A 14,510-nucleotide genomic window follows, 5' to 3' on the forward strand; every position below is an offset into this window, starting at 1 on the left:
GCCGACAATAATAGCCAATAGCACATTGTTTGTAAATAGCTATTATTATATTTACATGCCTACATTTTTGCCGATTTTCTGGTTTCTTGCCATGAATCAACGACTTACCTCAAGGGCTCCGGGAAGGTCCGTCGGACAGAAAAGCGCATTCGGATTCGCCGGCCAGGGCGCGCGCGAGCAGGGTCTTGCCGGTTCCGGGCGCACCGGTGAGCAGGATGCCACGGGGAGGCTCCACCCCGGCTGCGGCGTATTTCTTCGGGTCGTGCAGCCAGTCACGGATGAAAGCCAGGGATTCCTTGGCGCCCTCGGCGCCGATGACCTCCGCGAAGCGGGCCAGCGGACGCTCCATGTCCGAGACCAGTGCGCCCGTATCGGCACTGCGAACGGCCTGAATCAGGCGGAAGTTGCGGCAGCGGATCTGCAGGTGGCTGCCCTCTTCGCCAAGGACCGGAGCGGTGTCGAAGGCAATGACCTGGTTCTTGGCGGCCAGCTCGCGTGCGACTTTCTCGCGGCGCAAGCGCGTGGCTATTCGCTGAATCTCGGCATCGAGAGCCTGTCTGTAGCGCTCGATGGTCGCCGGATCGGAGCCGACGAGCGCCGAGCGGATGACGCCGCGCGCGCCGCCGGCGCGCACGCAGGCGACGATCAGTTCCTCGTCCACGGAGGCACCCGAAAGCCTGGCCCCTGGGCCGGCAGAGTAGAGGAAGACCGGCATCCGGCATGCGCGCATGCAGGTTTGAGAGCAGTTGCTGCCCGGCAGCGAATCGTCGGGCAGCGAGCGGCGTGTGGTCGAAGTAGAGTTCGGTTCCATTGCCGGGCATGGACGAGAGGTCGCCGAAGGCATCGGCGAGCTGGTCGTAGTCCCCGCTGAACTTCTCCTGACGCAGTGCGAGGTCCAGCACGACCAGGTCGACGCCGCGCTTGGCAAGGATGTCGAAAACCTGATCGGCATTCGACGCCGCGCACCATTCCACCTGGTCCACAAGCTGGGCGTGAAAGCGTGCGACAAACGGATCACCGACGAACAAGACGACCGGGCGGCGCTTTTCCCAGAACAAGCGGTCGGCGTGCTCGCCGGCATTCTGGCGATCGATCTGGACCGTCACGGTTTGGATGGCGCGGAATACCTGGTCCACGTGGTCGTCGGAAAAGAGCTGGCAGGACTTGAAGACCTCGTCCTTGAGAAACGCCTCGGTTTGGGCCTTGATCGTTCGGGCGTCGGTGTTGGCGCCTTCACGCATGACCAGCGCCAGCGGAATCTCGTCGCCGAACACGAAACGCGGGCCGTGCTGGCGTTCGAGCAAGGACGCCACCCGCACCAACTCCTCGCCGGCGATGCGGGCCAGATCGTCCACGCGCAGGCGGTTGAACAGGATCGGGTAGCCGGTAGCCATTCGCGAGCAGATAGCCGCCGGAAAAAACGGCGCCTGGGTACGCGGGTCGATATCGCTGCGCAGGGCGTCGAGGATGGTGCCGCGGTGAAACGCTGCGTTGGCCTGATGCACGCCGGCCGCGTTTTCGTTCTCGTAGAGTTGGCGGCCGACGTTGGTCGTGAAAATGACAATGGTGTTGCGGAATTCGACGTTTTCTTCGCTGTATTTGTCCTGCAGCCTGCCGGCATCGAGAACCTGCAGAAAAAGCTGGATCGCGGTCGAGTGCGCCTTTTCGATCTCGTCGAAGAGCAGCACGGCATCAGGGTTCCGCTGCACGAAGTTGGTCAGTGCGCCGGGCTGGGAGTCCTTGTAGAAGCGAGGGCTGCCGACCAGCGAAGTGGTCTCGTGCGAGAGGGAATAGCCACTCATGTCGAAGCGCTTGAAGGGGCGGTTGAGGTTGCTCGAACCCAGCTCCGCGAGGTATGTCTTGCCCACTCCAGGCGGCCCGGCGAAGACGAACAACCCGGCGGGTTTCCTTCGACTGGTGTCGGCGGCGGCGACCACTTCGACGCCGAACAGCCCCTCGACAAACTGGTGTACGGCATCGTCCTGCCCGGAAATACGGGCGAGCAAGTGCTGGCGCAGTGCGCGCAGGCGTTGCGTGAGGACGCCGAGGCTCGGAGGGCGGCTGTCTTCCTCTACCCATTGGGCGAGGAGGCGCAGAATCTTCTCTTCGTGCGTGGCGTCGCCTGGACCTGGCGCAAGCGACAGGGCAACAGCGCAGGCCAGATGCGGCAGCGCGATCAACGCGGCCTGATTTCCCGCCGGGACCTTTTCCACAAGTAACCTGGCCCGGCGCAGCATCTCACGACAATCGTCGGCAAGCGGAAGCTTGCCACTACAGCGCTGGAGCTTGTCCACGCCGGGAAACCGGCCACGGAGCGCCGCGGCGTCCAGTTCCAGGCAGCCAGCGAGGAAGGTCGCACCGCGTGGGTTCATCGCCAGGGCAGTTGCAATCGCTTCGACTTCGAGTTTGCTTTCGCGCCGGGTTAGCGCGATGTTTTTCCCAAGCTCGATGATGCTCTGGGCTTCACTCGTGAACATGGCCTACAGTTCCGCAGGAATATCGTCCGCTTCGCTGCCTTCTACGGCAGCGCCGGGCGCGACATCAGCCAGCGACATGAACACGCTGCGGAGCAGCCAGACCGGTGTCAACGTTTCCCTGGCCTCCGAGGCTGCACGTTCAGCCGCGACAAAAACCTCCTTGCAACGGGCGGAGCGACCGATCCAATCGCCGCCAGGTCGGACCTCCCGGCGTCCCAGGATCCCTCGCAGACGGCGCCGGAACGAGCGCGGATTGATCCCCAGCGCTGCGAATTCACCCCTGAGCTCGTCGAACAGAACGGAGTGGTTCGAGACCTGTCCCTCACTGAAACGAGAGAGTGCGATCAGCAAGTGCGCCGTCGTAATCTGCGTATAGCCAGCTTGAACCGCCTCCTCTGCGGCCACGCCGAGGATGACGTCCAAGGCATCTGCTTCCCCTTTTGCCATGTCGAAATCTCCTTTCTTCAGGACTATACGTCATTACTCCCGATTTACGCGATGGTGGAGATTGCGATCCCTGCTCACTCGGCATCCGCGTGAGCTGTGTAAAATACGCACCCCGGCGCACTCTACTGCCTGGCCAGGCGCGTGCGACACAGGCGCATGCATTCACCCAGCGGAAATGACCATGAAACTACACGAGCAATTGAATCTCCTGACGGTGGACGAGCTGAAGCAGAGACGCGACCTGACGCCCACTGGCGACCGCTCGACGCGCAAGGCGGACATCATCGAGGCGCTCGCCCAGTATCTTCTGGCCGGCGATCTGAGCAGCGTCTGGCAGCGCCTGTCCGCACTGGACATCGACGCCATCGCCGAGGCGGTCCACCACTGGGGAGGGCGCTTCGACCCGGTGCGCTTCCGGCTCAGGTACGGCAAGATCCCCGAGTACTTCGGGCGGCGCAGCTATTCCTGGGGCACGTTAAAGGTCGAACAGCCCAGCGTCCTCAAGCTCTTCTTCTACCAGGGCGAGATCCCCGAGGATCTGCTGCCGCGTCTGGCCGGGCTGGCACCGCGGCCTGCCGAGCTGGCGATCACCACCCTGAGCGACGAGGATCTGCCGGCCACCGTTGCGTCGCATGGGGCGGCCGGCGCATCCGAGCCGCTGCGCCTCGTCGCCACCGAGGCGCTGGTGCGAAATGACCTGCCGGCGGTGCTGCGGCTGATCGGGCAGGGCGGCATCGCGGTCGGCCCGAAGACCGGTCTGCCGAGCAGTGCCGCAGTGGCGAAACTGGAGTCGATCCTGCTCGGCGGCGACTGGTACCAGCCGGAAGACGACCTGGGTAGCCAGCGCTGGGCTGGCGGGGCGATCCGTCCGATTCGCCCCTTTGCCTGGCCGCTGCTGCTGCAGGTCGCTGGGCTGGCAAAGCTGGACGGCAGCAAGCTGGCGCTGACCGCCCGCGGCAGCAAGGCGCTGTCGCAGCCGCTCGAAACGGTCGTCTCGCATCTGTTCGAGCGCTGGCAGGCGAAGGGGGCGCCGGACGAACTGCGCCGCGTGGACCTGATCAAGGGCCAGACCAGCCGATCGGCACAGCTCAGTGCCCTGGCCGATCGCCGTACGGTGATCGCTGAGGCCCTCAAGGATTGCTGTCCCGTCGGTCGCTGGATCTCCCTCGACGAGTTTTTCCGCCAGATGCGGTTTCGCAACCACGACTTCGAGGTCACTTACAATGCCTGGGCCCTGTACTTTTCCGACCCGAACTACGGCAGCCTGGGCACCGAGGGCTTCGGGGGGTTCGAGATCCTGCAGGCGCGCTACATCCTCGTCTATCTCTTCGAGTATCTGGCGACGCTCGGCCTGCTCGACGTCGCCTACACCAGCCCCTACCACGCCAGACCCGACTACAGCGAGGCCTGGGGAACCGACGACTTCCTGTTCCTGAGCCGTTACGATGGCCTGCGCTACGTTCGCCTCAATGCCCTCGGTGCTTTTTGCCTCGGATTGACCCCGGACTACCGACCGACTGTCGAGAAGAAGCCGCCGCTACTGGCCACCGGGGCCGACCTCGGTCTGACCCTGCTGCGCGATCCGGAGCCTGCGGAGCGGCTGCTCCTCGAGCGAATCGCCCAGCATTTGTCTGCCGATCGCTGGCGACTCGACCCGGATGCCCTGCTACGAGAGAGTGCCGATGCCAACGAGCGCGGGCGCATCCGCGACTTCCTAGATGCTGCGACCGTTGGCGAACTGCCGGCGGAGTTTTGCCAATTGCTGGAGAGCGTCGGCGAGCGTGCCACCGCTCTCGTCGACGCCGGGTCGGCGCGCCTGATCCGCTGCAAGGACGCCGCCATTGCCGCGCTGCTCGCCTCCGACCCGAGCACCGCGCCGCACTGTATGCGTGCCGGCGACCGCCTGGTCTGTGTTCCCGATCCGAAGCTCGCGGCCTTCCGCAAGGGACTCGCCAGGCTCGGCCTGGTGCTTCCCGAGACCCCCATTGGCTGAGCTGCATGCGCGCTACGAGCGTCTGAGTCCCGACGAGCAACGCATCCTGCGGGTGTTGTCGGTGGTCTGCGAATCGGTCGGGCAGACCGTGCTGCAGCAGATCCTCGACGCCCTCGCCTGGCATGACCGGGCTGGCACCCCACTGAGTCGCCTGCTGAACAAGACCCTGCGCGAGCGGCTGTGCAGCGACGGCTTGATCGATCTACCGAAGGGCGCTCTGTTCTGTCGTCCCGACCTGCGCGAAACCCTGACCCGCGAGACCGTCGCCGACGGAACCTTCGCGACGATCGTCGAAGCCGCAGAGCGCTGCTTCCCGACGCCGCTGCGCAACTCCTGGGAGCAGCCGAGCGAGATGCGCCGCTTGCGGGTGTTGCGCAACGCGCTCTACGCCGGGCGCGAAGACGAGGTCTTGCAAGGGCTCGGGATCGGCCCAGCCGCATCGCTGGCCCGGGTTCCCTATCACCAGGTTCGACAATTGGCCGAGGTCTGCCTGTCCCAGCCGGACCCGGAATGGATCGCCGGCCTGGATCCCCGTCTCCAGATCCTGGCCCTCGCCCCGCTGTTGCACCAGGCGGCTCTGGAACTGGTTCCACAGCCGGATCACTACGTGCTGATGGAACGTCTGCTGACTCCTTTGGCCGCAACCCGCCCGGACGTTGCCGACGCCCTGGCCGAGCAACACCTGCTGCGCGGCCGCCTGGATGCGGTGCCGGCGCTGCTGGCTGGCCAGAGCGACCCCGAGGCGCTGGCCCTGCAAGGCTGGCTACACTTTTTGCAGGGCGATTACACACAGACCATTGAGAGGATCGAGGCCGCCGAGCTGTCGGCGCGCAAGCTGAGCCGCAAGCGCAACGTCTATACGCCGGGCATCGCCGGTGCCCTCTATCTCATCGCCCTGCTGCACCGCGGCGGCAAGGCCGATTACGAACGGATGCAGCGGCAGGTGACCCTCTGTCTGCGGGCCAGCGTGACCGACCCCCTCGAGCAAGGGTTCCGGGTGCTCGGCGACCTGGCCGCGGTGCTGGCCGGCCAACGCCAATTGACCGACGCCGTCTGGCTGCAGTCCAGCCTGAGCGTGCGCGGCGCATTTCCAAAACTACTCCGCTTCCTGGCACTGCACTGGCTTGGCGAGCGCCCGGCAGCGGACGCGCTGCAAGTCCTGGCGACCTGTGCCGAGCAGGCGGCGCAGGCCGGGATCGACTGGTATGCACACGAGGCCGTTGCCCTGCTGGTGGCCTTCGGCTTCGAGGGCGCGACCCCGACCCTTGCGGCACTTGGCGATCCGCCCGCCGGCGTGGTCCGGATGACCGATCTGCTGGCCCCCAGGGCAGCCTGGGAGATCGCCCTCGATGCGCTCAAGGGGCTCGGCAGCCAGGCGGCCGATCCCGGCAGCGTTGCGCCCGAGACCGCCGATCTGCGCATGGCCTGGGTATTCGAATTGCACCAGAACGACGCCCTGCTCGAACCTCGCGAGCAGAAGCGCAGCAAGCGTGGCGGCTGGAGCCAGGGCCGGCCGGTGGCGCTGCAGCGGCTCGCCGAGACCCCCGAAGATTTCCCCTACCTGACGCCCCAGGATCGCGAGATTTGCGCCTGCATCGTCCGCGAGCAGGAAGCGAGCTGGCACGGCGGCTACGCGCGGACCGTTTATCGGATCGATACCGAGCGCGCCCTGCTGGCCGCCGTCGGTCACCCCCTGGTCGTCCGCGACGCGACCACAGATACCCCGGTCGAACTGGTGCGCGCGCTGCCGACGCTGGCGGCGGTGCGCCGTAGCAAGGACTTTCTGGTCAGCATCGAGCCCTTCCCGGCCGAGGACCGGTCGCTGTTGCCGGTCGAGGAGACCCCGCAGTGCATCCGGCTGGTGCAGTTCGATGTCCGGCACCGGGAGATCGCCCGCATTCTCGGCCCGAAGGGCCTCAGCGTCCCCAAGGGTGCCGAGCCGCGCTTGCTCGAAGGGCTCACTGCGGTAGCGCCGCTGCTGACCGTCCATTCCGACATCGGCGGCGGCACCGGCGTCGCCGAGACGATCGTCGCCGACCCGCGCCCGCACCTGCACCTGAACGCTTTCGATGGCGGCCTCGGCCTCGAGTGCTATGTGCACCCCGCTGGTGACGCCGGCCCGCAGTTCCGACCGGGGCAGGGTGGTGCGACCCTGTTCAGCGAGCGCGACGGTCGCGCCCTGCGCTGCCCCCGTGACCTCCGAAGCGAGCTGGCTGCGGCCCGCGCGGTGATCCGTCAATGCCCGGCACTCGCCGGCAACGACGGCTGGAGCTGGCATCTCGACGACCTCGAGCAGGCCCTGAGCGCACTCGAAGAGCTCCATGGCCTCGGTGATGCGGTCGTGCTCGACTGGCCGCAGGGCAAGCGCATCGGCCTTGGCAAGGAAACCCAGCTCAGCCAGATGCGCGTCACCCTCCGGCAGCAGGCCGACTGGCTGGCGATCAATGGCGAGCTGACCCTCGACGACGGGCGCGTGCTGGCGATGCGCGAGCTGCTCGACCGCGCGGCCGCCGCCCAGGGCCGCTTTGTCCGCCTCGGCGAAAACGATTATCTGATCCTCAGCCAGGCCCTGCGCCGGCGCCTCGACAAGCTGCGCGGACTGGTGGCCGACGACGGCTGCTTCCACCCCTTCGCGGCGCCGGCCATCGACGAGATCATCGATGGCATGGCAGTCGAGGCCGATCCGGCGTGGCGGGCGCTGCTCGACCGGCTGGCTGCGCTGCAGGCCCTCGAACCGCCACTCCCTTCGACGCTGCAGGCCGAGCTGCGCGACTACCAGGCCGAGGGCTACCGCTGGCTCGCCCGCCTTGCCCACTGGGGCGCCGGCGCCTGTCTCGCCGACGACATGGGGCTGGGCAAGACGGTCGAGGCGCTGGCACTGATCGTGTCGCGGGCCGCTGCAGGTCCGACGCTAGTGCTGGCGCCGATGTCGGTCTGCGGCAACTGGATCGACGAAGCGCAGCGCTTCGCCCCGACGCTCAAGCCGCTGCGTTTCGGCGGCGCCGACCGCGCCGCGCTGCTCGAACAGGCCGGCCCCTTCGACCTCATCGTCTGCAGCTACGGCCTTCTGCAGAGCGAGGGCGAACGCCTCGCCGAGGTGCAGTGGCAGACCATCGTCGCCGACGAAGCGCAGGCCTTCAAGAACGCGCTCACCAAACGCTCGCAGGCGATGATGCGCCTGCGTGGCGTATTTCGCATGATCACCACCGGCACGCCGATCGAGAACCACCTCGGCGAGCTGTGGAACCTCTTCCGCTTCATCAATCCCGGCCTGCTCGGCTCGCTGGAGACCTTCAACCGACGCTTCGCGATTCCCATCGAGCAGGCCAAGGATGCAAGCGCCCGGCAGCGGCTGCGCCAATTGTTGCGACCCTTCATTCTGCGCCGCCTGAAGAGCGAGGTCTTGAGCGAGCTGCCCGCGCGCACCGAGATTACCCTGCAGATCGAGCTCAGCAGCGGCGAGAGGGCGCTCTACGAAGCCCTGCGCCGGCAGGCCATCGAACGCCTAGAAGAGGCCCCGGAGGATCACCCCGGCCAGCAGCGCATGCAGCTCCTCGCCGAGATCATGCGTCTGCGCCGTGCCTGCTGTCATCCGCGGCTCGCGCTTCCCGACAGCGAGCTGCCAAGTGCCAAGCTCGAGGCCTTCGCCGAGATCGTCGACGAACTGCTCGACAACCGCCACAAGGCGCTGGTCTTCAGTCAGTTCGTCGATCACCTCAAGCTCATCCGCGACCACCTCGATGCCCACGGCATCCGCTACCAGTATCTCGACGGCTCGACCGCCGAGGCGCAGCGCCGCGCCGCGGTCGCCGCTTTCCAGGCCGGCGAGGGAGAATTGTTCCTGATCAGCCTGCGCGCCGGCGGCGCCGGGCTGAACCTGACCGCCGCCGACTACGTCATCCACATGGACCCCTGGTGGAACCCCGCCGTCGAAGACCAGGCCTCCGACCGCGCCCACCGCATCGGCCAGGAGCGCCCGGTCACCATCTACCGCCTGGTCGCCCAGGACACCATCGAAGAGCGCATCCTGCAGCTGCACGCCGGCAAGCGCGACTTGGCCGACGGGCTGCTCGCCGGCACCGAAGACGGCGGGCGGCTGAGCTACGCGGATATGCTGGCGCTGGTGCTGGGGCGCGGCGCAGGCGAGTGAGACGCGGCGCTTGGCTGGGCGGGGTTGGGCCGGTACGCTTGCCCTCGGCTTGAGTTCGGGAGAAATTGCTGGGGCAAGGCTGGGAAATGGGAATCGCGCCCACAGCGCGCCGGCTATACAATCAAGTCTGTTAATCTGCAGGTCGCGTCAGCGACTCACGAATCCTGTACTGAGATTGGTCGTACGCTTCGGCTGCGGAGTCGTCAGCGCTTGCGCTGGCGAACCGTTAACCGTTATCCACGGCTTGATCGTTTGTTGATTGAGGAGGAACATCGATGTCCCTTTACGTCAAGCGTATTTCCATCTTCGCTGCCATCGGTGGCCTGCTCGCAACGACTGCTTGCAATTACAATTCACCGTACGACAGCCCTTACCGCGGCTACTCCAACGATGGCTACTGGGCAGCCGATCGCGACTCGGCGTACGAGCGCGGTTACCGTGATGCCGAACGTTCAAGCTACAACCAGAATTACAGGTCGCATGACTACGAGAAAGGCTATGAGCGTGGCAAGAAGGAGGCCAAGAAGGAGGCCAAGGAGCAGTATCGAAACCGCGACGCCTACCGCCAACCCAAGGCTTACGATCCGCCAGGGAGTTACGTGCCACCGAGCGGTCACATCCCAAAGAGCCCCTACAACGGCCCACCCATTGCTCCCCAGCCCGGCTGGGGGCCAGGGGGTGGTTTGAACGACGGCTGACTTCAGCCAAACGGTCATGACTTTGCAAGACACCCCCGATGATGAAAGTCATGACCGTTTCCCCTCTCCCCCAACCCCTCCCCCGCGAGGGGGAGGGGAGATTCGAGAGTCGCTCGCGACTTTCATAGTAACAGGGGTCACGGACACCGCCGAAAAATTGTCTTGTGTTTTCCCTTCGCGTCTTCTACCCTTTAAGATGTGTTGATTAGCTGTCTTCTTGGGTCGGGAACGTAACGCATCGGTTGTGTTGAGGCCTGAACTTTTCGAGCCGGTTCAGCCGGTAATTTCCCAAGCGGCTTGATTACGAAAGGAGATCATTGATGTCTGCGATGCGGAGCTTCGTCCTGGTGACGGCTGTTTGTGGGGCAATGGCTTCTCCCTGTCTGGCGGAGTCCCCGAAAACAGACCCCCTGCCCGGGGTGCAGTCCCTGGTGGAACGTCACAACAAGGCGTTTGACGCGCAGGATCTCGAGGGCGTGATGGCGACCTATTCCTCGTCGCCCGGTGCCGTCCTGTTGGGTACCGGTGCTGGCGAAGCCTATCTGGGCGGGGAAGGGATCTCTGCTGCCTACGCTCAGTTCTTTACCAAGTTCAAGCCGAACAGCATCAGCTTCAGCAACCAGTGGATTTCAACCGGTGCGAGCGGTAACATCGCCTGGTTTGCGATGACCACCACGATGAAAGCCCCCGTCGACCAGGAAACGCGGGAACGCGCCTTCAACATGTCCGGAACCTTGCAAAAGGAGAAAGGCCAGTGGCGTTTTGTCAGCGTGCACTTTTCCCGGCTGGGTGCCGAGTAGCGAGTAGCAGAGCCGGCGAAAGCATCTGAGTGAAGCGCATGAGGCCATCGAACCGATCCGCATGGTACTTTGCCTCTGGTTTGAGACCAGTTCTACGGGGCCATGGCCGGATTTTTGCGAGCAGGAAACCGAGGTTGAACATGAACGACGACATGAAATCACAGCAGGGAACTGACGACAATACAGCCGATGACACGACGTTGATGGGGCGGAGGGACTTCCTCCGCAGTCTCGACAAGTGGTCCAAGGTCGTCATCGGCAGCGCCCTCTTCGGTGGGGCAATGTTGAAACTGGGTGCTGTGCCGGACGCCGAGGCGGGCGCCTGGGCCAACCGCGCGGGCGGAGGCGGTGCCTGGGCCAACCGTGCGGGCGGTGGTGGTGCCTGGGCCAATCGTGGCGGCGCCTGGGCCAACCGTGGCGGCACTTGGGTCAATGGCGGCGGTTCCTGGGTCAACCGCTTCTAGCCGCCCACTCTTTTCCCCTTCTCGTACTGCCTGACGCGGGAAGCGGGATGGTATGGGCATGCGTCGGTGTCCGCGTGTCAGCACGGGAAGAAGACGTCCTCGGTCGATCAACGGCGATATCCTTGGTAGTCCGCGAAAGTACGCTTCTTGACTGATTCCCTCTTGTACAACGTCCCGCTTGCCTTGGTCGATGCCTATCGGGGACGTCATCTCGTGGTTCGTTCCCGGGATCCGGACCTGATCGGCGCAGCACTCTCGACGAAGGACCGCGACGACCTCGCCTATGTGCAGATCCTTGGCCTGAGTGCGCCGGTGGACGGCCTGTTGCGCTGGGAATGCGGGACTCCTCTCGATCTGGTGGTGGAAAAGCCGACCGAAGAGTTACCGCTACTCTACAAGTACTCGCCCTTGCTGAGCGATCGACCGGTTCGGGTTTCGGTGCCTTTTGCGCCGGGGTTCGGCAAGGTGGTGAGGCTGGCGATATCGCTCGATTTCGCAGTGAAGCTCGAAGGATCTCAGCCAGCGCATTCCCTCGCCGAAGAGTTGCTTGGCGTGGCCAGCGATTACCTTTACCGGCCGAGTGTCTCGGTGCCCGTCGAGTTCGTCCACAGCCTCTTCCTGGCTTTTTTTCGCCAGGAGCCAGTGAGCCTCTGGGCCGTGCAGGAGGAAGATCCGCGCCGGATCCGCTACGTAACCGACCAGAACGAAGAGATCGTCGGCAAGCGATTCATCGGCATGGCGCCGCCATCCGATTTCAACGAATTTGTCAGCGGGCAGATTGCCGGGTTGATCACGGAAGGGGGGGAATGCCGAGGATGCGAATTCGTCGATAGCTGCTCCGGCTATTTCAAATGGCCCGCTAGGAATTATCGCTGCGACACCGTCAAGGCCCTCTTCCGGACGCTCGCCGAGGCAGCAAGGGAGTTGCGGAGCGATCTCGCTGCCTGCCCGCCGAACGGGACAGGAGTCGCGTGAAGCCTCCTTTTTCCCTCATCCTGCTGCCCACGCTGCGTTGTAACGCCGATTGCGAGTACTGCTTCGAGACCCGAACCGAAGATCGACTCACCCTGAATCAACTTGCCGTCGTGCTCCGGAAGGTCCTTGACCACATGCAGGACCGGCAGATCGACACCTTGTCCATCTACTGGCAGGGCGGTGAGGTGATGACCCAGCCACCCGAATGGTTCGAGCGCGCCCATGAACTCGTCCAGGAGATCGCGACCGCACGGGAAAAGCGAATAGGCAATTACCTGCAGACCAACATGATTGGTTACGGCCCGAAATGGAAACCGGTCATCACGGAAATGTTCGGCAACAGCCTGGGGACTTCGATGGATTTCCCCAATCTCCACCGCCGCGTCAAGGGCGGCACGCCGCAACAGTATCAGGATCTGTGGGAGAGAAAGGTTCTCGAGGCCAGGGAAGCCGGCATCGAGATTGGCGTCATCGCGATACCCAATGCCGGGACCGTCGAAGCCGGAGCGGAGGCCTTCTATTCGTATTTCGTCGACCGTCTGGGAATCCGGGATTTTCAGGTCAATACGCCCTTCCCGGGAGGCACGTCGAAAGCGGTGAAGTGTGCTCATCCTCTGGAAACGGAAGACTTCAGCCGCTTTCTACTGGATCTGGCCGATATCTGGGAGAGACGAGGCAGGGACGCAGGTGTACGAATCGGACCCTTCGACAAGCTGCTCGCCTACTTCGAGCAGGGCACGAAAGACCTGCTCTGCATCTGGCGCGAGAACTGCGCAAACGAATTCGTCTGTATCGATCCCCGTGGGCACGTAGCCCAATGCGACTGCTGGGTCAGCAGTTATCCCGAGTATCGCTTTGGCAACATTCTTGATCCGGTCAGCCTCTCGGACCTGCTGCGACGGAGCGATGCACGCCGGGAGTTCCAGATGAGACCCGGTTCCCTGATAAAAACCGAAGAGTGCCTGGATTGTGACTACCTCGCCATCTGCCACGGCGGATGCCCGGTGAGAGCCTACAGCGTTCACGGCGACATCCTCACGAAAGATCCCTATTGTGACCTGTACAAGAAGATCTTCGCCCGTATGGAAGCAATGTCGAGATTTCCTATCTTTCTGCGTAATGCGAGACGTCGTTGAACAAGCTCAAGCGGGCGCGTACCTCGCTCATGAAGTCGAGAATGTTCAGCGCTGCCGGGCTTTGCTCCAGGCGGTCGCGATAGCCCCGCAGGTCGAAGCCCAGCAGGCTGCTGATCAGCAGTCGGTTGGTTCCCTTGTGGGATACCAGCAGCACCGTGCAGTGGCGATGCCGCTCGACTATCCCGCGCATTGCGGGCAATGCGCGGTTGAGCACATTGATACCGGATTCTCCACCCAGGGGCGCGATGACGAACGGATCCTCCTGCCAGATGGCGTACTCGGCCTGGAACCTACTCTCGACCTCGGATCGACGCAGCCCCTCCCAGTGGCCATAATCGATCTCGCGCAGCCCGGGCTCGGCTATCGGCTCCAGACCGTGGGGAAGCGCCAGGGTGCGCGCGGTTTCCATGGTGCGTCGTAGCGGACTGGCGTAAACGGCATCCAGCTTCTCTCGTTTCAGCCGCTCTGCCAGGCATGCCGCCTGTCTGCGGCCTTCGTCGGAGAGGGGCACATCAGAGGAACCGGCGAATCGGTCTTCGGCGGTGAGATCGGTGGCGCCGTGGCGCACCAGGTAGATTCTGGTCGGCATGGGAGTTGGCCAGTTGTTCGTTCAGCCTGCGTCCTTTTCTCGGATGGTTTGATTCGTGGTGTAACGCGAATGGACCGCTGCCACCGCCTGGGCGATGACCGAATCAACTTCGCCTTCCTCGTTGAAAGAACCTTGCAGGTCTTGCAGGCGACCGTCTTCCAGGCCATAGATCCAGGCATGCAACATCAGGGGCTGGTGACGCTTCCAGGCGTCGCCGACCAGCGTGGTGCGGGCAACATTGCGCACCTGCTCGATCACGTTCAGTTCGCACAGGGCGCGCCAGCGGGTCGTGTTGTCCGGCAGCGCCGCCAGGAAATCCATGTGCCGATCGCGCACATCCTGGATGTGGCGCAACCAGTTGTCGATCAATCCCAGGGAGGGCCCTTCCAGAGCCGCCCGGACACCGCCGCAGCCGTAGTGACCGCAAACGATGATGTGGCGGACCTTGAGCACATCGATGGCGTACTGCATCACCGACAGGCAGTTGAGGTCCGTATGCACCACGACGTTGGCGATATTTCGATGCACGAACACTTCGCCCGGCTTCAGGCCGGTGATCTGATTGGCCGGCACCCGACTGTCCGAACACCCTATCCACAGGTAGTCAGGGTCCTGCAAGCCGGCCAGACCGGCAAAGAAATTGGGGTCAGCTGCTCGCATGTCCTCAGCCCAGCGGGTATTGGCGGCAAACAGTTCAGGCAGATATTTCATACTGGAGTCTTTCCATGAGTGGACGCATGCTGGTGGCGACGTGCCGGACACCGAACGCCGCGCCACGATA

11 protein-coding genes and 1 pseudogene are annotated in these 14,510 nt (G+C 64.1%); 7 read left to right on the top strand and 5 right to left on the bottom strand.

Going from position 1 to position 14,510, the window contains the following annotated elements; translation table 11 throughout:
- Positions 1 to 109 precede the first annotated feature (109 nt).
- The 3 genes and pseudogenes from V5B59_RS24770 to V5B59_RS24775 form a co-directional block, all read right to left on the bottom strand.
- On the bottom strand, positions 110 to 730 hold the full coding sequence (locus V5B59_RS24770; protein WP_332352455.1) for an AAA family ATPase: 621 nt from the start codon (positions 728 to 730) through the stop codon (positions 110 to 112).
- Positions 731 to 1,457: 727 nt separating this feature from the next.
- Positions 1,458 to 2,477: pseudogene (locus tag V5B59_RS26440) on the bottom strand (AAA family ATPase); the annotation flags it as partial.
- 3 nt (positions 2,478 to 2,480) lie between these two features.
- Complete coding sequence (locus V5B59_RS24775; RefSeq protein ID WP_332352456.1) at positions 2,481 to 2,900, bottom strand: Clp protease N-terminal domain-containing protein; 420 nt, start codon at positions 2,898 to 2,900, stop codon at positions 2,481 to 2,483.
- 205 nt (positions 2,901 to 3,105) lie between these two features.
- Between V5B59_RS24775 and V5B59_RS24780 the strand changes: the two genes are divergently transcribed.
- From V5B59_RS24780 to V5B59_RS24810, 7 genes are all read left to right on the top strand, one after another.
- On the top strand, positions 3,106 to 4,917 hold the full coding sequence (locus tag V5B59_RS24780) for a hypothetical protein (RefSeq protein WP_332352457.1): 1,812 nt from the start codon (positions 3,106 to 3,108) through the stop codon (positions 4,915 to 4,917).
- Positions 4,910 to 9,067 (top strand): DEAD/DEAH box helicase, encoded by a 4,158-nt coding sequence (locus V5B59_RS24785; RefSeq protein ID WP_169070601.1) that lies wholly within the window; start codon positions 4,910 to 4,912, stop codon positions 9,065 to 9,067. Before V5B59_RS24780 ends, V5B59_RS24785 begins: the two co-directional genes overlap by 8 nt.
- A 275-nt stretch (positions 9,068 to 9,342) precedes the next feature.
- Entirely contained in the window at positions 9,343 to 9,765 is a 423-nt protein-coding gene (locus V5B59_RS24790; RefSeq protein WP_169070600.1) for a hypothetical protein, read from the top strand.
- A gap of 320 nt (positions 9,766 to 10,085) precedes the next feature.
- Positions 10,086 to 10,565: a nuclear transport factor 2 family protein gene (locus V5B59_RS24795; RefSeq protein ID WP_169070599.1), complete on the top strand. Its 480-nt coding sequence runs from the start codon at positions 10,086 to 10,088 to the stop codon at positions 10,563 to 10,565.
- 134 nt (positions 10,566 to 10,699) lie between these two features.
- Entirely contained in the window at positions 10,700 to 11,029 is a 330-nt protein-coding gene (locus V5B59_RS24800) for a hypothetical protein (RefSeq protein ID WP_372703656.1), read from the top strand.
- A gap of 147 nt (positions 11,030 to 11,176) precedes the next feature.
- Positions 11,177 to 12,004, top strand: coding sequence for a hypothetical protein (locus V5B59_RS24805; protein WP_332352458.1), 828 nt, complete (start codon positions 11,177 to 11,179; stop codon positions 12,002 to 12,004).
- On the top strand, positions 12,001 to 13,140 hold the full coding sequence (locus V5B59_RS24810; protein WP_169070597.1) for a radical SAM protein: 1,140 nt from the start codon (positions 12,001 to 12,003) through the stop codon (positions 13,138 to 13,140). The genes V5B59_RS24805 and V5B59_RS24810 overlap by 4 nt, the downstream gene beginning before the upstream one ends.
- Here the strand turns inward: V5B59_RS24810 and V5B59_RS24815 are convergent.
- Together V5B59_RS24815 and can are read right to left on the bottom strand one after the other, a co-directional pair.
- Positions 13,109 to 13,729, bottom strand: coding sequence for a histidine phosphatase family protein (locus V5B59_RS24815; protein WP_332352459.1), 621 nt, complete (start codon positions 13,727 to 13,729; stop codon positions 13,109 to 13,111). The two genes, V5B59_RS24810 and V5B59_RS24815, sit on opposite strands and share 32 nt — an antisense overlap.
- 21 nt (positions 13,730 to 13,750) lie before the next feature.
- Positions 13,751 to 14,440 (bottom strand): carbonate dehydratase, encoded by a 690-nt coding sequence (can, locus tag V5B59_RS24820; RefSeq protein ID WP_332352460.1) that lies wholly within the window; start codon positions 14,438 to 14,440, stop codon positions 13,751 to 13,753.
- Positions 14,441 to 14,510: the final 70 nt, after the last annotated feature.

Origin of the sequence: Candidatus Accumulibacter contiguus, from assembly GCF_036625285.1 — a bacterium.
GTDB lineage: Bacteria > Pseudomonadota > Gammaproteobacteria > Burkholderiales > Rhodocyclaceae > Accumulibacter > Accumulibacter contiguus.